This is a genomic window from Humisphaera borealis (assembly GCF_015169395.1).
GTDB classification, from domain to species: domain Bacteria; phylum Planctomycetota; class Phycisphaerae; order Tepidisphaerales; family Tepidisphaeraceae; genus Humisphaera; species Humisphaera borealis.
In genome coordinates this window covers 2,149,449-2,173,519 of the sequence record NZ_CP063458.1, presented here as the reverse complement: position 1 = coordinate 2,173,519, position 24,071 = coordinate 2,149,449, and the positions used below count along the sequence as shown (strand labels likewise).

General features: G+C 63.5%; 16 protein-coding genes. 15 read left to right on the top strand and 1 reads right to left on the bottom strand.

Annotation, left to right across the window (positions count from 1 at the left end):
- Nucleotides 1–63: 63 nt before the first annotated feature.
- The 7 genes from IPV69_RS08105 to IPV69_RS08075 all read left to right on the top strand — a co-directional run bounded on the left by IPV69_RS08105 (nucleotide 64) and on the right by IPV69_RS08075 (nucleotide 10,890).
- On the top strand, nucleotides 64–393 hold the full coding sequence (locus IPV69_RS08105; protein WP_206294523.1) for an HU family DNA-binding protein: 330 nt from the start codon (nucleotides 64–66) through the stop codon (nucleotides 391–393).
- A 337-nt stretch (nucleotides 394–730) separates the two neighbouring features.
- Nucleotides 731–1,576 carry a protein-disulfide reductase DsbD domain-containing protein gene (locus tag IPV69_RS08100; protein WP_206294522.1) on the top strand — a complete coding sequence of 282 codons (846 nt, stop codon included), beginning with the start codon at nucleotides 731–733 and terminating at the stop codon, nucleotides 1,574–1,576.
- Nucleotides 1,577–1,732: 156 nt separating this feature from the next.
- Entirely contained in the window at nucleotides 1,733–2,293 is a 561-nt protein-coding gene (locus IPV69_RS08095) for a hypothetical protein (RefSeq protein WP_206294521.1), read from the top strand.
- A gap of 299 nt (nucleotides 2,294–2,592) precedes the next feature.
- The gene (locus IPV69_RS08090; RefSeq protein ID WP_206294520.1) at nucleotides 2,593–4,446 is read left to right on the top strand and encodes a c-type cytochrome; all 1,854 of its coding nucleotides are present in this window, start codon (nucleotides 2,593–2,595) and stop codon (nucleotides 4,444–4,446) included.
- A 215-nt stretch (nucleotides 4,447–4,661) separates the two neighbouring features.
- Nucleotides 4,662–4,928, top strand: coding sequence for a 50S ribosomal protein L28 (gene rpmB / locus IPV69_RS08085; RefSeq protein WP_206294519.1), 267 nt, complete (start codon nucleotides 4,662–4,664; stop codon nucleotides 4,926–4,928).
- Nucleotides 4,929–5,227: 299 nt separating this feature from the next.
- Entirely contained in the window at nucleotides 5,228–9,358 is a 4,131-nt protein-coding gene (locus IPV69_RS08080; protein WP_206294517.1) for a S8 family serine peptidase, read from the top strand.
- 74 nt (nucleotides 9,359–9,432) lie between these two features.
- Nucleotides 9,433–10,890: an outer membrane protein assembly factor BamB family protein gene (locus tag IPV69_RS08075; RefSeq protein ID WP_206294515.1), complete on the top strand. Its 1,458-nt coding sequence runs from the start codon at nucleotides 9,433–9,435 to the stop codon at nucleotides 10,888–10,890.
- Nucleotides 10,891–10,957: 67 nt separating this feature from the next.
- Here the strand turns inward: IPV69_RS08075 and IPV69_RS08070 are convergent, their stop codons facing one another.
- On the bottom strand, nucleotides 10,958–12,796 hold the full coding sequence (locus IPV69_RS08070; RefSeq protein WP_206294514.1) for a single-stranded-DNA-specific exonuclease RecJ: 1,839 nt from the start codon (nucleotides 12,794–12,796) through the stop codon (nucleotides 10,958–10,960).
- Between the two features lie 236 nt (nucleotides 12,797–13,032).
- Here IPV69_RS08070 and IPV69_RS08065 point away from each other — a divergent pair, with 236 nt between their 5' ends.
- From IPV69_RS08065 to IPV69_RS08030, 8 genes are all read left to right on the top strand, one after another.
- Nucleotides 13,033–13,944, top strand: a complete 912-nt coding sequence (locus tag IPV69_RS08065) for a tetratricopeptide repeat protein (RefSeq protein ID WP_206294513.1) — start codon at nucleotides 13,033–13,035, stop codon at nucleotides 13,942–13,944.
- Nucleotides 13,945–14,023: 79 nt separating this feature from the next.
- Nucleotides 14,024–14,848: a hypothetical protein gene (locus IPV69_RS08060; protein ID WP_206294512.1), complete on the top strand. Its 825-nt coding sequence runs from the start codon at nucleotides 14,024–14,026 to the stop codon at nucleotides 14,846–14,848.
- Between the two features lie 113 nt (nucleotides 14,849–14,961).
- Nucleotides 14,962–15,342, top strand: coding sequence for a hypothetical protein (locus IPV69_RS08055; protein WP_206294511.1), 381 nt, complete (start codon nucleotides 14,962–14,964; stop codon nucleotides 15,340–15,342).
- Nucleotides 15,343–15,477: 135 nt separating this feature from the next.
- Nucleotides 15,478–18,315: a tetratricopeptide repeat protein gene (locus IPV69_RS08050; RefSeq protein ID WP_206294510.1), complete on the top strand. Its 2,838-nt coding sequence runs from the start codon at nucleotides 15,478–15,480 to the stop codon at nucleotides 18,313–18,315.
- A gap of 68 nt (nucleotides 18,316–18,383) precedes the next feature.
- Nucleotides 18,384–19,250: a hypothetical protein gene (locus IPV69_RS08045; RefSeq protein WP_206294509.1), complete on the top strand. Its 867-nt coding sequence runs from the start codon at nucleotides 18,384–18,386 to the stop codon at nucleotides 19,248–19,250.
- A 374-nt stretch (nucleotides 19,251–19,624) separates the two neighbouring features.
- The gene (locus tag IPV69_RS08040; protein ID WP_206294507.1) at nucleotides 19,625–20,185 is read left to right on the top strand and encodes an RNA polymerase sigma factor; all 561 of its coding nucleotides are present in this window, start codon (nucleotides 19,625–19,627) and stop codon (nucleotides 20,183–20,185) included.
- A gap of 85 nt (nucleotides 20,186–20,270) precedes the next feature.
- Nucleotides 20,271–20,753 (top strand): anti-sigma factor family protein, encoded by a 483-nt coding sequence (locus IPV69_RS08035; protein WP_206294505.1) that lies wholly within the window; start codon nucleotides 20,271–20,273, stop codon nucleotides 20,751–20,753.
- Between the two features lie 264 nt (nucleotides 20,754–21,017).
- Nucleotides 21,018–24,011 (top strand): PVC-type heme-binding CxxCH protein, encoded by a 2,994-nt coding sequence (locus tag IPV69_RS08030; RefSeq protein ID WP_449272140.1) that lies wholly within the window; start codon nucleotides 21,018–21,020, stop codon nucleotides 24,009–24,011.
- Nucleotides 24,012–24,071 lie beyond the last annotated feature (60 nt).

Below are 24,071 nucleotides of genomic sequence, written 5' to 3'. Positions count from 1 at the left end.
TGCGGCCCTGAAAGATGTGTGCACGCTTCTCGTGTGAGAGGTAAATCCAAGCAAGGGAGTAGCATGGCAGACGCAGCAAAGGCCACCGCAAAGGGCCCGTCGAAGGGCGAAATTCTGGCCGCGGCCGCGGAGCACGCGGGCATCAGCCGCAAGCAGGCGGCAGCCGTTCTTGAGAGCCTGTCCGAGCAGATCAAGAAGGGCGTGAGCAAGAAGGGCCCCGGCATCTTCACGGTCCCCGGACTGATGAAGATCAAGGTGATCAACAAGCCGGCCACCAAGGCCCGCAAGGGGATCAACCCCTTCACCAAGGAAGAAGTAATGTTCAAGGCCAAGCCGGCCAGCCGGGCGATCAAGATTCGCCCCCTGAAGACGCTCAAGGATTTCACTAAGTAAATCCTTCGGCATCTCAGAACGCTTTTAAGCAGAACCGCCGCGACCTTACACCGGTCGCGGCGGTTTGCGTTTGGACGGTGGGTGCTGACACGCCTGACCTCGGTTGCGATTCGACGTGACCGTGCGGTTCATCCCCGCCCTTCAACATAGTTCCACGCACGAGGTAGCCTGACGTAGCGGAGGTCCCGGTCCTTCGTTGCGACTCAATAGCATTTCAAGGGCACGATCGGGAATACTGTGCAGTCGACGGCAGTTAGTAGGCGCAGGAGACTCACGACGAATGCAAATGGCAGCAGTTTCATCCCCGGCTTTCCGATCGATTCTCCTGGCTTGCGCCATGCTTCTTGCATGTGGATCATTAGCGTTTGGTGCCCCGGGGGTTCCTAAAGAACTCGTCAAAGCCACGCTCTTCGCCGACGTCGAAACGGTCTCGGCCGGTTCGGCATTTCATGTCGGCGTTGTGTTGAAGATGGCGCCCCACTGGCACACCTACTGGATCAATCCCGGCGAAACGGGCACGCCGACGTCCATCAAGCTGACAGGGCCGAAAGGGTTCTCGTTCGGCAAGATTCAATGGCCGACGCCGACGAAGATCGTGATGGACGGTGCGATCACCTACGGCTACGAAGACGAAGTCCTGCTTCGTGTGCCGGTTTCGGTGGCGAAGGATGCCGATCTGTCGGGAGCGGTGACGATCGACGCGGATGTCGAATGGCTGTCCTGCAAAGACACCTGCATTGAGGGCAGTGCCAAGCTGAGCATCAATCTGGCGGCCGCGGCGACGACTAAACCGGCCAACGGCGATTTGTTCGGCAAGTGGGCCAGCCGGCTGACGGTGGGGCGAGATCATCCGTCCGCCGCTGCGGTGGAGAAGATCGAGCAGCCCGCCATGCCGGGCGGCGAGTACGATGCCCGCCTGAACATCGCCTGGAAACAGCGGCCGGAAAAGGTCGAATGGTTTCCGGTGGCGACGCCCGCCGTCGCGATCGAAAACATCGAAATCAAACACGACGGCAACCGGACGACGGTACACTTCAAGCCTAATGTCTTCGATGCCAAAGAAGTGCCCCGTCAGGCTTCGCCTTTGACTGGCGGCATAGTCGATGGCGTCCTGGTGTGGACAACCGAGTCGGGGCAGCGGATTGCCGTTGCCGCACCGGTGGTCGTCTCGCTGAAGAAGTAGACTGGTCCATGATCTGATCTTTCGCGATCTGAAATCCAGTTGTTCAGGTCGCAGATGACACGACAGCACATTTTGACCGCGTGGAGCGGTAGGCCTCTTGTGGCGGCGTTTGCCGCCGGGCGATCCGCTCCTCCTCAGACACGTCCGGAGGTCCGCATGAAGCGCTTCATCGTCCCCATGTTCGCCATGATCGCCATGGCTGGTTTCGCGTTCGCCGCCGAGAAGACCGCCGAGGTCAAGTCGGGCCTGCCGCTCGGCACGCCGACCACGGCTTTCAACGTCAAGGACATCACCGGTCCCAGCGCCGGCAAGAGCCTGTGCTACCGTTGCCAGTACGGCGCCAAGCCGGTGGCATGCATCTTCACCCGTGAGATCACCGAGGAAGTCGCGACCCTGATCAAGGAGATCGACACCAAGGTTGGCGAGAACGGCGACAAGAAGATGTGCGCGTTCGTCGTGCTGCTGACCGACAACGCCGATGAAGGCGCCAAGAAGCTGCTCGCGGTCGCCAAGGACAAGGGCATCAAGAACGTGCCGCTGACGGTGTTCGACGGCGTTGCCGGCCCCGAGAAGTACCAGATCTCGAAGGACGCCGCCGTCACCGTGATGATGTGGAACAAGAGCCGCATCGCGGTCAACCAGGCCTACGCCGCCGCGAAGCTTCCGGAAGGCGAAGTCAAGAAGCTCGCCGGTGAGACCGCCAAGATCCTGAACTAAGGATGCTGTCCACGAAGTAGCACGAAGGATCGCGAAGCAGACGCTGCCGGCGTGGTCTGTGCGACGAATGTCATTGGGCCCGCTCTCGGAAACGAGGGCGGGCCTTTTCCCGAATCGGGGCGGCGTGGATTGCGCCGAACGGGCGTCCGTGACACGGCTTCCCAAGCCGTGCAAGGTGCGCCGGAGTCGATGGCTGTAAATCCTCAGCCGCCTTCTCAGAGTGAACGAGGAACAAGAGGGAGTCACAGAGGATGAACGCAACGCCTACGTCGCAAGCACCTCGTACGGCTTGGAAAGCCGTGTCACGGACAGCTGCCGGACTCCTATTGCTGATCATCGTCACACTCGGCGCGACGCCATCGGCGTTCGCCGGCTCTTCGAGCCTGATGGACATCTCCGCCGACGGCATGCTGCTGGCCTGCTCGAATCGCGACAGCGGTACCGTCACGATTGTCGATCTCAAGTCGCAGAAGAAGCTCCGCGAGATGCCGGTCGGGCATAAGCCCGAAGGCGTCGCGTTCCTGGGCAAGAGCCACAAGATTGCGGTCGCGTCTTTTGCCGACGACGTCGTCGTCTTCTTCGACGCCGATGCGGGTAAGGAACTCGGCCGAACGGACGTGTTCGACGAGCCCTACGGTGTTGTCTCCGATGCCGCGGGCAAGCGCGTCTTTGTCACGCTCAGCTATCCCGGCCAGGTGGTTGAAATCGACGTGACGACCTTCAAGCAGACCCGCGCGATGGACGCCGGCCGGTCTGTCCGCGGGCTGGCGATCTCGAACGACGACGCTCGGCTCTATGTGACCGAGTACTACACGGCGAACGTGATCTCGCTCGACACCGCCACCGGCAAAGTAGCCGACCGTTGGGACGGAATCTCCAGCGATAACCTGTCGCGGCAGGTCGTGCTGCACCCGACACGCGACAAGGCGTACATCCCGCACATCCGCTCGGCGACGGAACGGGCGCACGGCGAAGGGTCGATCTTCCCGTACGTCACGGTGCTGGATACACACGCGGCGACAAAGCCCGAAGAGAAACGCCGCAAGCGCATCCCGATGGACAGCTTTGTCAGCACCCACGTGACCGCCAACCCGTGGGAGACGGCGATCACACCCGATGGGAAGAAGTTCTTCGTCGTGTTCGCCGGCACGTATGACATGTACGCGTGCGAAGTGATCGACGACGACTACCGCGAGATTCGCCATAAGGCGACGATCAACCTCGGCAACAACCCCCGCGCCGTCCGCGTATCGCCGGACGGAAAGACGTTCTACGTTTACAACGCGCTGGACTTCAATATCGTCGGCTACGACACGGGGACTTATCGCAAGGACGTCACGATCGGTGTAACCGCCAATCCGCTGTCGGACGAGGTCCTGCTGGGCAAGCAACTGTTCTACTCTGCGTTGCAACCCATGGCGTCGCGGCGGTGGATCTCCTGCTCCAGTTGTCACCCTGACGGCGAGACGGACGGCCGTACCTGGCAAAACCCAGAAGGCCTACGCGATACACCCAGCCTGTCCGCCCTCGCCTGGACCCATCCGCTGCACTGGTCGGCCGATCGGGACGAGGTACAGGACTTCGAGCACGCCATTCGCGGTAACCTGATGCAGGGTCGTGGATTGATCCGGGGTCGAATGGAGCCTGCGCTGGGTGGGCCGAACAAGGGCCTGTCGAAGGAACTTGACGCCCTGGCCGCGTACACGAACATCCACTCCAGCCCCGCGATCAGCCCGCACGCCAAGACCGGCCTGTCCGAGGCCGCCAAGCGCGGCCGGGAGGTCTTTTTGGCAAAACAAACCCAATGCTCGACCTGCCACAGCGGTCCGTATTACACCGATTCGCGGCCGGGGCCGAACCTGATGACGCATGACGTCGGCACCGGCAAGGCCGACCCCAGCGAGAAAATGCCCCCGGCGTACGACACGCCAACGCTGCTCGGCGTCTATAAAACCGCGCCCTACCTCCACCACGGCAAGGCCGCTACGCTGCGCGACGTGCTAACGACACAGAACAAGGGGGATGTCCACGGTAAGACCAGTCATCTGTCGCCGCAGCAAATCGACGATCTGGTCGAGTTCCTCAAGGCCCTGCCCTACGAAGATCCCGAGCCGGCGGCGAAGGCGGCGGGGCTGGTGAAGGTCGAGCGTTGATCGCAACGCCAATTCCGCAACGCCAACTCGAGGTACGGCAAGACTTATGGGTGGCAGGGGGATCGGCCGTAACCTGGGTTTACGCAGGTGAAATCCCTCACCCGAAAGCACCCTAACCAAGAGATTGCGAGCCGGCCCACTTGCAACATTGCCTCAGGCTGTTATATTGCCCGACTCGACTTTTTGGCCTCTGAACTTTTGAAACGGTAACTCCTATGCCTCGCGTCTGTTACTTCACCGGCAAGAAGACCACCTTCGGCAACCAGAAGACCCACCGCGGTAAAGCAAAATACCTCGGCGGCGTCGGCACGAAGACCACGGGCATCACCGCCCGTAAGTTTCGTCCGAACATCCAGCGTGTTCGTGCCCTGATCGACGGACAGGTCGTCCGTATCAAGGTCAGCACCAAGGCGTTGCGCAACGGCTCGGTGACCAAGCCCGTTAAGCGGAATTGGAAACCTGCGGAAGCTGCGCAGGCCTGAGCGTCTGCCTCATGATTGGCTACAAGCCGGCGGCCGGCAGGGTAACTACCCTGCCGGCCGCCGTCGTTGTTTGGCGCTCGCCCTCTTCCCTTGCTGACGCCGTGTAAGAATTTTGTCCGCAAGGGTTTAAGGGAACTGCTCCGCGATTTGTCTCGTACTTAAGTCCGTTTGATGAACTTGCTTGCAGACGCACTGCCGGGCTGTATGTTGAACCATCCGTCGCCGGAGCTCGTTTCACCGTCGTTGGGTGACTGACCGGTTCTTCCTGGCCACCGTGCCCGTATGGAGATGTCGTAGTGATGGGTCGTCTGTCCCGCTATGCAAGGAAGGTGACACGGCTGGGCCATGTCCTTCGCGATCCGTTCGCGCCGACCTCTCCTGGCCGGGTTCGCGCCGTAACTGCCCATGCCAAGTGTGGACCGATCAATCGCGCGGTCGTTCCAGTTGTGGACAGCCTGGAAAGTCGCCTTTTGTTCGTGGCGTCGTTCGACCTGACACAACTCACACAACTGCGCAACGATTCACGGTACGTCGATGTCGATGGGGCCGGCGTCACCATCGCCGTGCTCGACAGCGGGATCTACGCCGCCAATCCGGACCTGCAATCCAACGTCATCGGCTTCTACAACGCGGTATCCGATCCGGTCAGCACGCCCTATTCGACAGCGTCTGTCGCCGGCGCGTTTGATCTGGAGGGTCACGGCACTCACACCGCCGGTATCGCTGCCAGCAGCAACCCAGACATCGGCGTGGCCTACGCGTCCAAGATCGTGTCGGTGAAGGTGCTTGCCGATCCGGGCGAGAAACAGCTTGGCGGGAGTGCACTGGTTCGTGGCTTACAGTGGGTCAAGTTGCACGCGCAGGAACTGGACATTCGCGTGCTCAACATGTCGGTCGGCACGGCGACAAACGTCAACGCCATTGACTCGAACCTCGAGAAATCCGAGATCAGCCGACTGGTCAACGAACTGGAATCGCTCGGCGTCACGGTCGTCGCATCGGCGGGCAACAGCTACGCACAGCACGTGGCACCGGGCGTGACGTCGATCGCGGCTGTCAGCACGATCAGCGTCGGCAACGCCTGGGCGACGAACGGCCGACCGGAAGACCTTAACTCGCCGCGCGGCGGTTCGGGCGACCAGTATCTCGCGATCGAGTCATCCGCCCAGCCCGACCGGATTGCCTCCACCAGCCAGCGAGGCACCCTCGCGAACCAGGTGCTCGCTCCCGGGCAGAGTATTTTCAGCACCTGGAACGGCGACGGCGGCGACGGACGCCACAAGATCGTCAGCGGCACCAGCATGGCGGCCCCGTTCGTTGCCGGCCTGGTCGCGCTGATGCAGGACGCCGCGTTCACGTACGGCGGGCAGTACTTCTCCGATCCGAGCCAGATTCTGCAGATCATCAAGCAGACATCGGACACCATCACCGATGCCGATGTCCCCGACAACAACCGCTACGACAGCGAGACCGGCGCGCTGCTGCCGCTGCCGGAGACGGGCCTGACCTTCAAACGTGTGAACGCGCTCAAAGCCGTTCAGCGGGTGATCGAGATTGTCACCGCCGGCAACCCCACGCCGGGGCAGCCGGGGACGGTGACCGATACCAACGCCGTACGCAGCGGCGCGACGATTGTCCCGCAGCTCAATGCCACCCGCCGGTTCGAATACGTCGGCCGCGTCGGGCGTGATGGCGTCATTGAGGTTGGTGCCGGCGATATCGACCTTTATCGGGTCAGCCTGCAGACGCGGGGCAACCTGATCGTCCAGCTCACCCGGCCGCAGGGCACGTCGGCGTTTGCGGGCGCGATCCGCCTGTTCAACGCAGCCGGCACCGAAATCGCCCAGGCCGACGGCACCACCGGAAACTACCCGACGCTCGAGACTGACCCGTTCGATCCGCTCAACACCGGCGTGTATTACGTGGGTATCAGTGCCCAGCCGAATGTCGCGTACAACGTGGTGAACGGCTCGGGTATCGCGACCGGCGGAACGGCCGGCGACTATCAGGTCGTCATCTCGCTGAACAATCCCGATCCTGACGGCGTCATTCAGGGTGCTGTCGAAGTCGACCTGACCAATCCGCTGGAATCGGTTGTCGATCCGCTCGGCTCCGGCCGAAAGGTCACGCTGACCCGGCAGAAAGAGCTGCTCGGTTCGGATCGGCCGAATCCTGGCGGATCGGGCAGGGTGCCGGTGGACACCGACGTCGATTTCTATCGTGTCGTCGCCCCCGACAATGGCAAGCTGCAGGTCGATATCGACGCCGTCAGCGTTTACGGTTCGGATGCCGCGGATACCTATCTGAAGGTGTATGACGAGAGTCTGAACCTGCTATCAGAGAACGACGACGACCAGGGCAGTACCGACAGCCGGATCGAGCTGAACGCGATTCGTGGGCAGGTTTACTATGTCGCGGTGACGGTGTTTGGCAACCGGTCGTTCGACGCGTCCGATCCCTACGCCAGCCGCACGCCCAACAGCACGCCGGTCGACAAATCGTACGACCTGCTGATGTGGCTGGACAACGGCGACACCAACGGCACGGCGCTGACGGCAACCAATGCCACGCCCGGGTCCACGATCAGCGGAAGGGTCGGCAGCGACAGTGGTGCGGTCGGTACCGGCACCTCTACCTCGAAGGATGTCGACTGGTTCCGACTTGTTGCGCCGCAGGCGGGACTGCTGGAGTTCAAGCTGAACCCTGCCAGTGGGTTTACGCCGTCGCTGAGCCTCTGGTCGCTCGATGCGGCGAGCAACCAGATCACCCGTATCGATGACAAGTCGCTGGGGATCGATCCTTCGGCGTCGAAGCTCGTCATCCGGGTGAACAGCGGCCAGGAAGTGTTCGCGGCCGTCACCGGACTGGGGAACTCTGATTTCAATTGGTTCGCGATCGCCAGCGGGGCCGGCGGCGGGGTTGGAAACTATTCGCTCGTCACGGAGCTCAAATCCCCCGACGCGGCCCGGGTTCTGACCAACGATTCGGTCGACAACAATACACCCACGCAGCTGACCGTCGGGCAGCCGATCAATGAATCGGTCGGGCGGGACGGCGACGTCGTCGTCGGCGCCGCCGATGTCGATCTGTACACCTACACACCCGAGAGCGACGTCGCGCTGGTCGTCCGCACGATCGCCGGCTCCGAGGATGATGCCGACACTTTCCTGCGTCTGTTCGATTCGACGGGTACCCAGATCTCGTTCAACGACAACGCCACCGTGACCAGCAAAGCCAGCCGGCTGATTGCCGAACTGAAAGCCGGTCAGACGTATTACATTGGGGTTAACGGTGCCGGCCCTGGCGCTCAGGACTATATCGCCCGGACGGGAGCCGGAGCGGCGGCGGGGGCGAGTGGTCGTTACAGCATCGTGCTCGAAGCCCTGCCGCCGGGATCGGCAGCGGTCGATTTCGGGGGCAAGGCAATCGGCAGCTACACCGACGCCGACGGTAATCAGATCACGATGAAGCTCGTCGGGCCTGGTACCGGCTCGCTTCTGATCGACGGGGCCGATCCCGATTCGTTCGTACTCACCCTTGAGAACACCACGTCCGACACGAAACTCATCGTCAAGGGAACGACCACCTTCGGCGACGTTCGCATCAGCGGCCCGTTGAAGCTGTTCAATGCCCCGGGCGTCCTGCTCGCCGGCGATGTGACCGTCGGCGGCAATCTCGACAGCCTCGTTGTGGCATCCTCGCGCGTCGGGAGCTCGGTCACGGCGGCGTCGATACAGTCGATCAAGGCCGCGTCCGATTTCGGCGCGAACCTGACGCTGTCGGGCGAACTTGGAAGCTTCGTCGCGAAGAACGATCTGACAGCCGGCGTGTGGGACATTGCCGGCGGCGCCAAGTCCATTGTCGCCAGTGACGCGCTGGCTAACTGGTCGGCGACGTTCGGTGGAACGGTGAAGTCGGTCAAGCTCAATACGCTCGCCGCGGATGTCACCGCAGGGAGCTTCAGCAAGATGGCGGTCAAGGGTGAGGTCGTTGACGCCGAGATCACGGCAACGGCCGGCGGCGTCACGACCATTACGGCGGGCAGCCTGACCCGATCGGAACTGCGAACCACCGGCGACATCGGCAAGGCGACGGTCGGCTCCGCCACGGGAAGTCGATTCTTCGCCGGCGTCGATACGGCGATCACCGACCTGCCCACATCCGGCAATCCGTTCCTGACTTCGGCGACGATCGGCAAGCTGCTGATCAAGAACGGCCCTTTCGTCGATAGCGCCATCGCCGCGACGACCATTCGCTCGGCGGTGATCAATGGTGTCGAGATGGGCAACGGCGGCAGCCCATTCGGTATCGCCGCGACCACGATCGAGGCGCTTTCGGTCGAGGACGGCCCGAAGTGGACCAAGGGGCATGCACCTGCCGTTTCATCACCGCTGGGCGACTTCCGGATCGAGTTCCTTTCCACGACGTAGCCTTGTTGAAATACTAGCGCAACCCCACCGGGCGTCGCCTACGATCACGAACTTCAACTGGAAAGGTGGTTCGCATGAAAGGTGTGTTCGCTTTATCTGCCCGCTTCGCTTCCTGTGCATTCCTAGGGGGGCTTACCCTCTTCACGGCTACACCTGCAAACGCACAGGAGAGCTGGCCGCAGTTCCGCGGCCCCAATGGCTCGGGCGTGTCGGCTTCGGCGAATCCGCCAGTCAAGATCGATTCGGACGCCGCGCTGCGCTGGAAGGTCGAAGTGCCGCCGGGCGCGTCATCGCCGTGCGTCTGGGGCGATCGCATTTTCCTCACGGCATTTGCCGACGGAAAGCTCTGGACGCTGGCCTACGCCCGCGACACGGGTAAAGAACTCTGGCGTGTGCAGGCACCGGCGAAGCAGATCGAAAAGTATCACCACAGTGAAGGCTCTCCCGCGGCGTCCACATGCGTCAGCGACGGACAGCGGGTCATCACCTACTTCGGCTCCTGCGGCCTGCTCGCGTACGACCTGAACGGGAAACCGCTGTGGAACTACGAGTTGCCGACGGCTGAAACGTCGTTCGACTTCGGCACCGGCACCTCGCCTATTCTGGTCGACGGCTTGGTGGTGCTGGTTCGCGATGTGAAGAACGGTCCGTTCGCGGTCGCCGTCGACGCCGCCACGGGGAAAGAGCGCTGGAAGGCGGATCGTGCCGGCTCTCCCACCGCCTACTCCACGCCGACCGTCTATGGGAAGGGGAAGGACGCGCTATTGATCGTCCCTGGCAGCCTGCGGATGAAGGCTTATGAGCTCGCAACTGGCAAGGAACGCTGGGTGCTGCGTGGCTTGCCTGCCGCCAATTGCACGCTTGCCGTCGTCGGCGGTGATCACGTCTTCTTCGCCGGCTGGTCGCCGGGGCAGGACGATTTCAAAATGCCCACGCACGACGATCTGCTCGGTCAGATGGATGCGAACAAGGACGGAAAGCTGCAAAAAGCGGAAACCGCGGGGACGCCTTTCGAGGGGTTCTTCGATGCCAACGACACAGACCATGACGGCGCGATCACCAAGGCCGAGTGGGACGGCAACGTGGCATTCATGAAGCAGGGCAAAAACTCGCTCATGGCGATCAACCCCGCGGGCACCGGTGACATTTCCGAGAGCGGCGTTGTCTGGAAGAAGTCCAAGGGGCTGCCTTACGTGCCGTCGCCGATCGTCTACGACGGCCGGGTCTTCTTCATTCGCGACGGCGGGTTTGCGTCGTCCTATGACGCCGCGACCGGAAAGGCGTTCTACGAGAGCAAGCGAATCGGAACGGCCGACAAGTATTACGCCTCGCCCATCGCGGCGGCGGGGTACATCTACCTGGCATCGTTGGATCAGGGGACGATTTCTGTCCTGAAAGCCAACGCCGATAAGCCCGAAGTAGTCGCCGAACGGAAGCTCGAAGAACGCGTCAGCGCGACGCCCGCACTGGTGGGCGATCAGTTGTACGTGCGGTCGGAAAAGCACCTGTATTGCTTTGCCGAACCGAAGTAGGGATTGGTCACTGGTCATTTATTGCGTGCAGGGACAAGTGACCAGTGACAAATGACAAGTGACACCCTCACGACAGCGACAGATCCTTGATCTCCATCTCCACCGTGACCCGGCCGTTCCATTCGTTGGTGGTGGGTTCGCCGGCGACATCGACCCGGCCGCCGACTTTGAGCTCGGGCTCCAGCTTCCCGTAGCCGAAGCCGATCGCCTTGATGATGCGGCCGTCCTTGCGAAGCTGAAGTTGCAGGTGGTCGCCGGTCTTGCCGACCCTCCGGGCGGGCGCGGCGATCTCCAGGCCCTTGATGCACAGGACCGGCCGCGGGTTGGCGTGGCCGAACGGCCCGAGGCGGTCGAGGTCACGCACCAGTGCCTCGGTGCACTGCGGGATCGTCGCCTCGGCGTCGAGCCGTAACTGCGGGATGAGCTGCGCCGGCGTGATCGCGTCGAACGCGTAGTCACGGAAGGCGTGGCGGAAGTCTTCGAACTTCGACGCCTTGACCTTCAATCCCGCCGCCATCTCGTGGCCGCCGTAGGCTTCCAGGTGCTCGCCGACGGCGTGCAACGCCTTGGCGAGGTGAAACCCGGCGATGCTGCGGCCGCTGCCCTGGCCGTAGGCGTCGTCGCCGGTGCCGTTGAGCGCGACCATGATCGCCGGTCGGTGGAACTTCTCGACGATTCGGCTCGCGACGATTCCGATCACGCCGGGGTGCCAACCGGCGTCGCCCAGCACGACCGCGCGGCTGTCGTCGCCGTCGTACCCTAGTTCGATCGCCTGCTGCGACGCCTGCTCGGCGATCTTCTTCTCGACCGCCTGGCGGGCCTTGTTCTGCCCCTCGAGGTAGGTCGCGATCTCCTCGGCCTTGGCGGCGTCGGCGGTGGTGAGCATTTCAACCGCGAGCTGTGCATGTCCCATCCGCCCGCAGGCATTCAGCCGCGGCCCCAGCTTGAACCCCACGTCGAAGCTGCTGAGCTTCTGACCCGTCAGCCCGGCCGAGGCGATCAGCGCCTTGATGCCGGTCAGGTTGCTTTCCTTCAAGCCACTGAGGCCGAAATGGGCCAGCGCCCGATTCTCGCCCACCAGCGGCACCACGTCTGCGATTGTTCCCAGCGCGGCCAGCGCGGTGGCGTCGATGAGGTAGGCTTTGAACTCCTCGCTGACCTTCGCCGCGCCGCTCATCGCCAGCCCGATGCCCCACGCCAGCTTAAACGCAACGCCCGCTCCGCAAAGATGCGGGTTGCCGTAAGGCGCACCGCCGGTCGGCAGCCGTGGGTGAACGAGGGTGTGGGCATGCGGCAGGCACGAAGGCAATGAGGTACCCAGGGACGGGGCGGTACCGTCAGTCTCGTCCTTCGTACCTGTTTGCGTCCGTGGCTCGGTGCCGACGGGCTCTTCTTTCCATTCGTGATGATCGGTGATGATCAGGTCCACGCCCCTGTCGCGGGCCACCTTTGACGGTTCGATTGCGGTGATCCCGCAGTCCACGGTGATGATGAGCCTGGCCCCGCGGTCGCAAAGCTGACCGATCGCCGTCGCGTTCAGGCCGTAGCCTTCCTCAATTCGGTGGGGCACGTAGTACTCGGCGACGCCTCCGAGCACGCGGATGGCGTGCCACAGGATGGCGCTGGCGGTGATACCGTCAACGTCGTAGTCGCCGTAGATGACGATCTTGTCTTTGTCGCGGATTGCCCGGGCGATTCGATCCGAGGCCTGGGTGACGCCGTGAAGCGTTTCCGGCCGATGCAACGCCGCCAGGCTCGGCCGAAGAAAGGCCTGCCCGTCGGCCGGCTCGGAAATGCCGCGCGTCAGCAGCATCTGGGCGATCAGCGGGGAGACCTTCAGGCGAGAGGCCAGTTCCTCGGCGGCAGGGTGGCGCGGTGCAAGATTCCACTGTTTTGCGCGGTGCATGACGCTGTTCCCGACCGTGAGAGTTCCGCCGCGTGTTCGCGGCGGCCGCCAGATCCGTGGCGGGTGCGGCATCGTCGGGGTTCCAGAGGGAGTCCGAACGTCGCAACCGAATCGTATCGCGTGAAACAGGTCGACTCAACGTTTTGGGGTACCTGCATCATTGAACCTGGGCGACGGATCGGGTCGCGCAGCGGACCGGTTTGGCACGCCCGTGGCAATGACCTAGAATCCTCCGCGTGACGCAGCCTCCCCAATTGCCAATTGCCCCTCCCGTTCGCGGGCCGCTGGACGTGGCCTACCTGCTCGAAGCGAGTGAACCGCGGCGGCCGGTCTCGCGCGTCTGGTTCTTCGTCGGCGGGTTGATTCTGGTCACGCTGTTCAGCGGCGTCCTGACCGCAGCGGCAGGGCAGGCAGGGCTTCTGGTGGAAGTCGTGTCGGCGATGATGGTTGTGGCCCTGATGGTGGGGCTGATGCTGTTCACCTCCGGCGTCGTCAAACGGGTGCGCGCCGAGCAACAGTCCGTCGAGAGTATCGGTGAACTGGTACAGCTGCGCCGCTGGAGTGAGTCGGCAGGACAACTCGATCAGATTCTGGCCCAGCCCATGCGTACCCAGGCTGCCCGAGCGCAGGCTCTGGTGTTTTTGGGGGCGGTGCTGGCCCGCTATCAGCGATTCGACGACGCGATTGCCGTTTACGACCATTTGCTGGAGAGCCGATTGCTGGATGGCGGCTCCAACTACGGTTTACGGCTGGGGCGGGCAATGGCGATGCTTCGCCAGGACCACCTGGTGGACGCCGACCGCGCGATCAGCGAACTGCGCCGACAGACGCCGACCGGGGTCGAGTCGGCCGGGCTGGCGTTGTTGGAACTTTACCGCGACGTCAAAACGGGGCATTCCGAAGAAGCCATCCAGCGTTTCGGCAAGTCGCTTTCGACCATGACCGAACAGCTCGGACATCGCGTAAGCGACGCCTGGGCGCTGGTGGCCCGGGCCTTCGATCTGCTCGGCCGCCAGGACGAAGCCCGCCAGGCGTTCCAGAAAGCGACCCTGCTATCGCCACCGGTGGAATTGTTCCGCCGCTACCCCGAAGTTCAGCGGCTCGAAGGACGTTACGACCCGACCTATGCCCCGCCGGAAGCGGCCTGACCGTCATCGGCCTGCGGTACTACGGCGCCCGATGGCACCCGATCGAAACGATCACTGACGACTCGTCACGAAACGACTCATGCTCTCCACTGACACCGCCATCTCCCGACTTCGCCGTGACTTAACCCTCGGCGTACTCATCAAGGCGCTGATGCTGGGTGCCGGTGTGACGTCACTGATCGTCCTCCCGCTGGTCGCGCCGCAGGTTCATAGTGGGTTAGCAATGCTCGCGGTCGGCGTCATCTGGCTGGTGCTTAGTTACAATAGCGCCAAGTCCTCGCGGCTCGCCGCCGATGCCCCGGCACTCATCGGGGCCGGCGACTATGAGGAGGCGGAACGGCAGATCGAGCAGGCGCTGTCCGCGTTCTCGCTCTTCCGGATGGTCAAGCTGCAGACCGTGCATCACCTGGCTCTCCTGCGGTACGCGCAAAAGCGATTCCGCGACGTGTCCGAGTTGTGCCGGGAACTGCTGGCACAGCGGGGCGGATCGGCCGGCGCGTCACTCTCGAAGCCGACCAGGCTGCTGCTGGCCGACGCGATGCTCGAACTGGACGACGTCCGCGGAACCTATGACGCACTGGTCGGACTGTACGGCCAGCGGCTGACACTCAACGAGGTGCTCAAGCTGATGGCGGCCCAGCTCGATTACGAATCGCGGGTCGGGGCCTGGAGCCGCATGATGAACGAGGTCATGACCAAGGTTCAGCTGGCCGAATTGATGCCGTCTGCGGCCGCCGCCAGAACCCAGGCGCTGTTGAGCGTTGCGGCAAAGCGGTGCGGACGGGCAGACTTTTCCGACTGGTTGAAGGCTCGGGCGGCACTGTTGGTCGCCCCGGCGAAACTCGTCGCACAGCGGCCATTGCTCGCCGAGCTCTGGCCGTCGACTGCTCCTGATGTGGACTGAGGATCGATTCCGAGCGGGTATTACCGGACGCAGTCGTACATGCACCCGCAGCGCGTGACCGGGCGACGGGGCCGCCGTTCGTGGGGTACACTCCAAAGGAGTCGCAGCGGGCCATGAATGGATTCACCGCCAGCACCATCGGGCATGACCGTCCGTCGCAGCATGGAATTCGTTCTCGGCGGATCGACTGGCTCTCTGGCGCGGTGGCAGGGGCGTTGGCGGTCGTGGTCCTGTGTGTCGGACTTCGACTGACAGTGGATGCGGCCGCACTCTCGTCGCGGCTGTCCGGCCAGGGATACAACGTCGGACCGCCGGTGCCGCGATGCCTCGGCGTCGCAGCGCTGGCGGCGGGCGAGCTGATCGCGATCGTGGGTGTAGTCTGGCGAGGCTATCGCCGGGGCGCACTCGACTCGGCCGTGGTGGTCGTCCTGGCGACGGTGTCGCTGTTGGCATTGTTTGCAGCGGTGGTGCTTATGCTTGCCGGTCGGTCCTAGTGGTCGTCGCTGTGTAATGCGTTCGTCGCACCGCTCTATGTCGCGCGGGCGAGCCTTCGAGATGCGTAGACGGTCGTCAGTTGTCGGTCCTCCAAACCTGGTTAACACGTGATGCAGTCGAAGAACAACATTGGCATGAACCGGCCCCCTCGGCTTCCCGCGCGGGCGAGAATGCTGCTCGCGGCGTCGATCGGGCTGGCCGCAAGCAGCGTCGGCGTGACCGCGTCGCTGTTCGCCCAGTCGCCGCCGCTGTCGCCGGCCCCCCTGACGCCGCCTAACCGCACGCAACCCTCGCCCGTAACCCCCGCACCCGCCGCGCCGGCGCTGCCGTCACTTCCGTTGCCGACGCCGGCAACCATCCCCGCTGATGCCGCCCCGCAGGCGGGCGTTGGGGAATCTGAAGCGGAGGACGCGCGCATCGCGGTGGCGCAGCGCATGGCGCAGGCGGCTTACGAGATCGTGCAGGCAGACGTGACCGCCCGCGACGCCGCGGCCTGGCAGCAATCGATCGCCTTCCTCGAGGCCGCTCGCCGACTCGACCCCAAGGAGCAGCGCTACCCGCGGCTTCAGGCCGAGGCCTATTCGCAACTGGGCGACTTCGACGGTGCCGCAACCAGCCTTGAGGCCTACCTCGCCCTCCGCGGCGACGACGACACCGCCCGCCTTAAGCTCATCGAGTACTACGTCGCGAAGATGCAGACGACCGACGCGAAGCTCAAGTACCTGACGTCGCTGCTGGACAAACCCAGCATCTCCAACGAACTCAAGAGTCGGTGTGCCACATTCGCGGCGGTTATTCTCGGCGAAAGGTCCGTCCGCCTGCAGGTGGAAATGACCGATCGCGCGCTGGCGCTGGATCCGCTGAACATCTACGCCCGCCGGCTGGAATACGCTCAGTTGCTCTCGGCAGGCGCGGGGCCGGAGTACCGGGTTAAATCCCTGTTCGCGCTGCTGCGGTGCAATCCTTCGCAGGTTCATGTGCTGGAAGGGATCGGCCATGAACTTGCTGCGGCGGGACTGACACGCGAAGCACTCGACTGGATGGCATCTGCCAAGAACCTTTCGATCTACTTGGCGCAGCCCGACCCCAATTTCTTTGTCGAGTACGCCTCGCAGCTCTATATCAACGGTCTGCTGAAAGACGCCGAAGACGGCGTGGGCATCGTCCTGCAGGCCGACCCCCGCAACATCGATGCGTGGTTCCTGCTCCTGACGCTCCGGCGATCGGCAGGGCTCCAGGTGGCGTTCGATCAGGACCTCGACCGCGCCAAAGTGGTGCTCGAGTCACGGATGGGCGCACTGGCGTCAAAGCTCGAGAGTGAGGCCTCCGTCGCCACCACGCGGCCGGCGGCGGCAGGCGTCGAGGAACCGAACTTCGCCGGCGCATTCGCCCCGTCCCGCGGCCCGGGCGCGAACATCGCCGCCGACGGTCGCGTCGAATCGGCACCCACCGGCCAGCGCCTTGCCGACACGATCACCCGCGTCAAGAAGGCGAACCCCGACGTTCGTGCCGATTTCATCTCCGCCGTCACCGACCTGGCATGGTTCGAAGTCTATTTCAACCGTTCGGCGACCGCGTCGCGAAACTGGATCACCACGCTGTCGGACCTCGTTCCCGCTGAAGACCTTGCATTGGTTCGCCTGCGCGGATGGTTCGAGATCCTCGAAAACCGACAGGCCGAGGCGATGAAAACCCTCTGGAGCATCCGCGACCGCGATGCCCTGGCGGCGATGGGTGTATCGCGGCTGCTGGGGCAGGGGAACTGGACCTCGGCCGCCGGAAAACCGGCGACGCGGCCGGCCTCTCAGGATCCCATCATCACGGCACAGAACCTGATCAATCGTTTTCCCAACGGCTTGCTCGGAGCGATGTTGATCGCCGAGTTCAAGGACCGCAAGCTGTCCGCCCAGCCGCAGCCCTACGGCGCCGAACTCAAGAAGATCGCCGCCACTTTCCCGCTCGAACTGCTACAGATCATCATTCAGCCCGACAAGTTCTATGTCCCCGTAGGTACCGCAACGAAGCTGCCATACCGACTCGGTGAGCCGCTGCTGGCCAACGTAGCGATCCGCAACCTGTCGGACTTCGATCTGCCCGTCGGGCCCGAGGGCATCATCAAGCCCGACCTCTGGTTTGATACCCGCGTGAGCCTTGGGGAAGAACGGGTCTACCCGATGTCGGGATACGACAAGATCGTCGGTCCGCTGGTGCTCAAGCGGCGAGGCAGCACCTCGCAGGTGGTCCGCATGGACCAGGGCAAGATGACTGAAGAGCTGCGCGAGCGCCCCGCGGCGAGCGTGAACATCTTTGTCACCGTCATGACCAATCCGATGGTTCGCCCCGACTTCCGCGTCGCTCCCGGTCCCAGCGGCATGCGCCGCCAGTTCAGCCGGTCGTTGATCCGTGGCGGCATGCCGATCTTCAACGAGCCGCAGAGGAAGAAGCTTCTTGAAGGTCTGAAGGGACTGCCGAACGAGAAGATGTGGACGCTCGAGGTTCTGGCGGCAATCGTGCAGCAGTCGCGCGGGCTCGACAGCGAACCGACCGTGCAGCGGGCGGCACCGGAGTTCCTCGAACAAATCCGCCTGGCGCAGAACGATCGAGTGCCCCAAGTGGCGGCGTTCGCATCGTTCACCCTGATGAAACTGCTGGAGCCGGAAAAGACGGCGGAGAAGGCCCGGCTGGTCTCGGCAATGGCGACATCCAGCGCCTGGGAAGGCCGGATGGCAGCGATCTGGGCGGCCCGCGACTTGCCTGCCGATGAGCGCAAGAAGATCGTCGGACCTCTGACGAGCGACACCGAGGAACTGGTCAAGGCGGCGGCGACAGCGGACATGAAGCTGGCGGCGGTTGCGGCGACCCGTCCGGCATCGCAACCGGCAACCAAGCCCGCGCCGGCGACCGGTCCCAGTGAAGGCCCTGCACTGCCGCCGGGCACCGGTACCCCGAGTCTTCCGCTGCCCGGGCAGTAGGTGTGGCCTGCATCACGTGCGTCCAATAATGAAGCTGGGCGTCGGTCACGACCGATAAAAGTCGTGACATGACGCCAACCCAACCACGACCGGCGCTTCGTTCAACCGAGACCTGTCCGCCCCTCCGCCCCAGGCGATACGCCCGCCTGCGCGTGGCGGCGGCCGCGGTGAGCGGGGTCCTCGCGGCCGCAACCGCCGCCGACGCAGGTACCACGCTCCTGTCGCGTCAGACCGGTATCTACGCCGCCGGCGACAGCGGACTGGCGGGTGGTGGTTTCAATCTTTCGCAGTCCTCTTCGACATTCGAACGGTTCGCCGACCAGGTCGGCTCGGATACCGAAGGCAGCGGCCTGACTTCGGTCGCCCATCAGTACTCCGTCCCGTCAGTGCTCGGTGCGTCAGGCATCGGACTCGAAGGGGCATTCGCCGAAGGCCAGGTCAAATCGGCCGTCGACGGCGCGGCCGGAGAGGCCCATGCACAGAGCATGCTGGAACTGCTGTTTCAGGTGGACAGCGAGTCGGCGGCGTTCGTGATGGGGGCGACGATTGGTGCGACGGGTTCAGGGTCGGTCAAGGTCGAACTGTCGCCGGTGACAGCCGGGACGTTGGAACTTCCGGTGTTCGCGATGTCGGTCGATGCGAAAAGCGCGGGCAACGACGGAGCCGGCAAGTCCCTTGATCGCCAGGGTCTGCTCTCTCCCGGGCAGTACCTGATGCAGGTCGAGGCCGAGGCTGACGCGCTGCCGGGTGCATCCATTCCTGCCGAAGCGTACTTCACATTCAATTTCCAGCTCAGCTCAGTGCCGGGCTCGGTCGGTAGCGGCGGAGTTCTGCCGCCGGTCGCAGTTCCTTTGCCTCCGGCGATCCTGGGCGGCGGGGGCCTGCTGGCGCTGCTCGGCCTGGCAAGATTCATTCGCAATCGCGTCGCGGCATAAGGTCTTGTCGAGCCCATGGGGCAATACTGCGCGTTGATCGCGGCGAGCGATTGAACGGCGGTCGGAAATCCTACTCGACCACCCGTCGGCACCGTTCTCAATCTGTTTTCAAGTCCAGAACGAGTAGCACGCGACCCTGTTTTGCGACGTCATCGCCGTTCGGTTCGACGCACTTCAATTTCTAAAGCTATATATTATAATGACTTGCGTTGCCGTCGTGCCTGCCATATGGCGCGCGTGACTCGCCGTGGACGCCCGTGTTCGCCTTTGCCCCCTTTGGTGGGTCGGGCGGGGGGCCGCAGGGGAAGTTTTCCACGTTCTGGCGGGACTAACGTATCGTTGGCAGCGAGTGATCTTGTGGAGAACCCTGGCCCGTGAGCGACGTGGAACAGTCGACCAAGCCGCGAAGCGGTGCGCCGGCCGATCTTCAGGATCTGGTACTGAAGCACGCGCGCGAGCTTTACGGACTGGCCTATTCTCTGACCGGGAACTCCGCCGACGCCGAGGACGTCGTCCAGCAGGCATTGGTCGGTGCGCTACGTGGGATCGGTTCTTACGAAGGCAGGTCGTCGCTCAAGACGTGGCTTTACACCATTGTGATCAACCAGGCGTCGAAGACGCGGCGATCACTGCGGCTTCGCAAGGCCAGTCCCCTGGAAGCCGGCGAGATCGCCGATTCGGCCGCCCGAGGCAGCGGAAAAGGCGCGACGCACAATGGGAACTCCATTGCGACCGTCGACTTCCAGATTGACGTCGCCACGATGCTGGACGCACTTTCGCACGAGCACCGGGAAGTCATGGTGCTTCGCGAGATGCACCAGATGAGCTACGAAGAGATCGCCGAGGCATTGGCCATTCCCCGAGGAACGGTCGAATCGCGGCTGTTTCGAGCCCGGCGTTTTCTGAGGGAGAAGTTTCCGGCCTATGTGTCGTAAAGGTTGTAGGTTGTTGAAGATCAGTCGCAGGCAGGCGGTATTGTTGTTTGGTGTCCGAATTGTTTGAACGCATCGAGAGGTCGTCGTGACGGAATCCAATCCATGCATCTTCGGTCCGCTCCTGGGCCCGTTGCACGACGGCGAACTGTCGGACCAGCGCCGGCAGGAAGTGCTCGAGCATCTGCAGACCTGCCCCCATTGCCCCGCGGAGTTGGCGGACATTCGCCGATTCGGCACTGTCCTCAGCGCGTCGGCACAAGCCTCCATCCCGGATCACCGGTTGAACGAGATCTTCGATCGAAGCGTTGTTCTGGCCGCGCAATCTGACTCGGCCTTGTCGTCGTTGTCCCGGTTGTCTGCCGGTAAACCTTCCGAACCCACGCACCTCCGCTATGTTCGGTGGGCCAGCGGTGTCGCGGCTGCGATCTTCCTGCTGGCGATGGGGAATCTGGTCTACGTGAACTACATCAAGGAAACCCCGGCCGACCACCGCATCACCCCGGTTCCCTCCGTCAAGCCCGAGATCCCCGCCACCACGCCCGACGCAAAGCCGCGTAACCCCGCCTGAGTTCGTTTGAACGCGGCAGGCTGGACGCCGCTCGACAGCGGCCTTGCGGGTGCCCTCACGGGCGGCATTCCCACCGAGTACACTTCCACTAGCGACTGGAACGCGTCGGGCGTCGAGGCCGTTACTCAATGACCGCGCGTGGATGGCCACGCTTGTGGTAGGTCCGTCGCCTCTGATTCGCACGGGGAACGGCTGCGTCACAAACGTACGTTGTTCAGACGGTCAATCAGATGTCGTCCGACTCGGCGAGTATGGAACCCTGTCATGTTGAAACGCGCGATTGCCCTTCTCGTTCTGTGCATCTGTCCGACGGCTTTGGGACAAAGTGACTTCGCCGCTGAGTTGCCACGGATTCCACCACGCACGCCAGCGGAATCCGCGGCGATGATCAAGGTGATTCCGGGCTTCAAACCGGAACTTGTCGCGGCTGAGCCGCTGGTGTTCAGCCCGGTCGCGATCGACTTCGACGAAGACGGCCGTGCGTATGTTTGCGAGATGGTGGACTATCCCTTCGAGTCTCCACAGCCGCTCGGCCGGATTGCCGTCCTGACCGACACCAACGACGACGGCGTATTCGACAAACGCACCGTCCTGGCCGACAAGCTGGCCTGGCCGACGGCGGTGATCTGCTTTGACGGCGGTTGTTTCGTCGGGTCTGCCCCGGACATCATTTACCTCAAAGACACCACCGGTGACGGCGTCGCCGATGAGCGGAAGGTCGTCTTCACCGGATTCGGCAAGCAGAATGTCCAAGGCCTGCTCAACAGCTTTCACTGGGGGATCGACAACCGCATTCATGGTGCGACTGGTACCAATGGCGCGAAGATCGCTCCGCCCAAAACAATCGATACCAAGCCGGTGGAAGCGATCGATCTTCGCGGTCGCGACTTTTCGTTCGACCCGCGAAAGCTGGATCTACGTCCCGAAAGCGGCGGGGCCCAGCACGGAATGAGCTTCGATGACTTCGGCCGCAAGTTCGTCAGCTCCAACTCCGACCACATCCAGCAGGTGGTGTATGACGACCGCTACGCGGCAGCCAGCCCGAGCGTGGCGCTGCCACCGGCACGTGTGAGCATTGCCGCCGACGGACCGCAGGCGGAAGTGTTCCGAATCAGCCCGGTCGAGCCTTGGCGCATCGTACGGACGCGACTGCGCGTCAGCGGGGCGGTGAAGGGCCTCGTCGAGGGCGGCGGCCGGGCCGCCGGCTACTTCACCGGTGCGACGGGCGTGACCATCTATCGTGGCGATGCTTTTCCCGCCGAGTATCGGGGACAGGCCTTCGTCGGCGATGTCGGGTCGAACCTGGTTCACCGCAAGATCATCAAGCCGACGGACGGCGTTCTGTTTCGCGCCGAGCGAGCCGACGCGGGACGCGAGTTCCTGGCGTCGGAAGACATCTGGTTCCGGCCGGCGCAGTTCGCCAACGCTCCCGACGGCACGCTCTATGTGCTCGACGTCTGCCGGGAAGTCATCGAGCACCCGGCGAGCCTGCCGGACTCGATCAAGCAGCATCTGGATCTGACCAGCGGCCGTGACCGCGGGAGGATCTATCGCGTTGTGCCCGACGGGTACAAGCATCGGCCAACGCCGAAGCTCAGCACGGCCAGCAGCGAGCAGTTGGTCGAGCTGCTCAATCATCGCAACGCATGGCACCGCGAAGCCGCAAGTCGGTTGCTCTACGAACGGCAGGATCAGTCGGTACTGACGTCTCTAAACCGCCTGGCGATGTCGTCGTTTGAGGGGTCTCGCGCGACGCTCCCGGAAGCCCGGATCCATGCGCTCTATGCGCTGAACTCGATTGGCGGCTCGGATCATTTGTTCGCGCCGCTGGGCGACATGTTTCTCCGGCAGGCCGACCGGCCGGAAGTCCTCCGGCACGCGGTCCGGCTTGCCGAGAAGGACCCTCGGTTGGCGCAGGACATCGCCTGGATCACGAGAGACGAACCGGAGCTGGCACTGCAACGCCTCTTGAGTATCGGCCTGCTCAAGTCGACGGGCGCCAAGGCCAACGAACTGACCGCCCGCGCGATCGCCGACCTGCTGAAGATCGGCTCAGCCGATCCGTACCGGCAGGCGGCGGCAATGGCCGCCGTCAGCGGCGATGTCGGTGATGTCTTCTGGCAGGCCATCCGCGATCACGGGAGTTTGAACGATCCCAAGACCCGCCAGATGCTGCGATCGCTCGCGCGGTTGTCGGCGGCGATCGGGAAGCCGGAGGAAATGGCCCGCGTCGTTAAGGCGATCAACAGCGTGCTGATCGACAACAATGCCGAGGCGGCACGGCAGTCGGTCGCCGGGATTGTCGAAGGGGCGCGGCTGCGGCGGAGTGGCCCGACGCCGGAGCAGATTCTCACCGGCCGAGCGGCCGAACTGCTGGCCGGACTGGCCGAACAGGCGCGCAAGGGCGCGGCCGACGCGTCGAGGCCGATTGCCGACCGCATCGCCGATATCCAGATCGTCGGGTCAGGGCCATTTGCCCAGGCTCGGGAACCGCTGTCGGCTTTGATCGGAAAACTCGAACCGGCAGAGGTGCAGGTCGCGGCCGTCGCAGCGCTGGGCGGATATACCGACGTTCAGGTGGGAGAGGTTCTGACATCGGCATGGCCCCGGCTCACCCCGGCGGTACGGCTTGCCGCCATGGACGCGATCATCGCCCGACCCGATCGGGCACTGGCCTTCCTGACAGCGATCGAAGCCGGACGAATTCCCGCGACCGATCTGGACGCAAGCCGCCTCGGCCGGCTGCGACAAAGCAAAGACGCTAACGTGCGAAAGCTCGCCGATACGCTCGCCGACAAGTCGAAGCTCTCGCCCCGAGCCGATGTCGTCAAGGCGTATGGAAAGGCGCTGGAACTCAAAGGTGATGCCGACAAGGGCAAAGCCGTCTTCTCACAGAGCTGCGCAAGCTGTCATCGCGTCGGCGACATCGGCACCGAAATCGGTCCGAACCTGGCGACCATGAAAGCGCGCGGCGCCGATGCCGTACTGACCAACGTCCTTGACCCCAACCGCGAGGTCAACGGGCTGTTCGTGGAATACGTTGTCGAGACGAAAGACGGCAGGTCGCTGAGCGGCCTGCTGGCCGGCGAAACGTCGGCGGCGATCACGCTGCTTAAGGCCGGTGGCCTGAAGGAAACCATCGCAAGGACGGAAGTCGAGAAGCTCCGCAGCACAGGACTGTCTCTGATGCCCGAGGGGCTGGAACGCCAGATCGACCCGCAGGCGATGGCGGACCTGATCGCATTTCTGATGAAGTGACGGGTTTCTGAAGTGATTGGGCAAGTAGCGGGTCCGAAAAACCGATTAGCGGTCGCACCG

Bases quoted from the DNA above. Each gene is read 5' to 3' on its own strand.
- IPV69_RS08105 (WP_206294523.1), top strand. From the start codon at position 64: ATGGCAGACGCAGCAAAGGCCACCGCAAAGGGCCCGTCGAAGGGCGAA.
- IPV69_RS08100 (WP_206294522.1), top strand. From the start codon at position 731: ATGCTTCTTGCATGTGGATCATTAGCGTTTGGTGCCCCGGGGGTTCCT.
- IPV69_RS08095 (WP_206294521.1), top strand. From the start codon at position 1,733: ATGAAGCGCTTCATCGTCCCCATGTTCGCCATGATCGCCATGGCTGGT.
- rpmB (WP_206294519.1), top strand. From the start codon at position 4,662: ATGCCTCGCGTCTGTTACTTCACCGGCAAGAAGACCACCTTCGGCAAC.
- IPV69_RS08080 (WP_206294517.1), top strand. From the start codon at position 5,228: ATGGGTCGTCTGTCCCGCTATGCAAGGAAGGTGACACGGCTGGGCCAT.
- IPV69_RS08075 (WP_206294515.1), top strand. From the start codon at position 9,433: ATGAAAGGTGTGTTCGCTTTATCTGCCCGCTTCGCTTCCTGTGCATTC.
- IPV69_RS08070 (WP_206294514.1), bottom strand. From the start codon at position 12,796: ATGCACCGCGCAAAACAGTGGAATCTTGCACCGCGCCACCCTGCCGCC.
- IPV69_RS08060 (WP_206294512.1), top strand. From the start codon at position 14,024: ATGCTCTCCACTGACACCGCCATCTCCCGACTTCGCCGTGACTTAACC.
- IPV69_RS08055 (WP_206294511.1), top strand. From the start codon at position 14,962: ATGAATGGATTCACCGCCAGCACCATCGGGCATGACCGTCCGTCGCAG.
- IPV69_RS08050 (WP_206294510.1), top strand. From the start codon at position 15,478: ATGAACCGGCCCCCTCGGCTTCCCGCGCGGGCGAGAATGCTGCTCGCG.
- IPV69_RS08045 (WP_206294509.1), top strand. From the start codon at position 18,384: ATGACGCCAACCCAACCACGACCGGCGCTTCGTTCAACCGAGACCTGT.
- IPV69_RS08030 (WP_449272140.1), top strand. From the start codon at position 21,018: ATGTTGAAACGCGCGATTGCCCTTCTCGTTCTGTGCATCTGTCCGACG.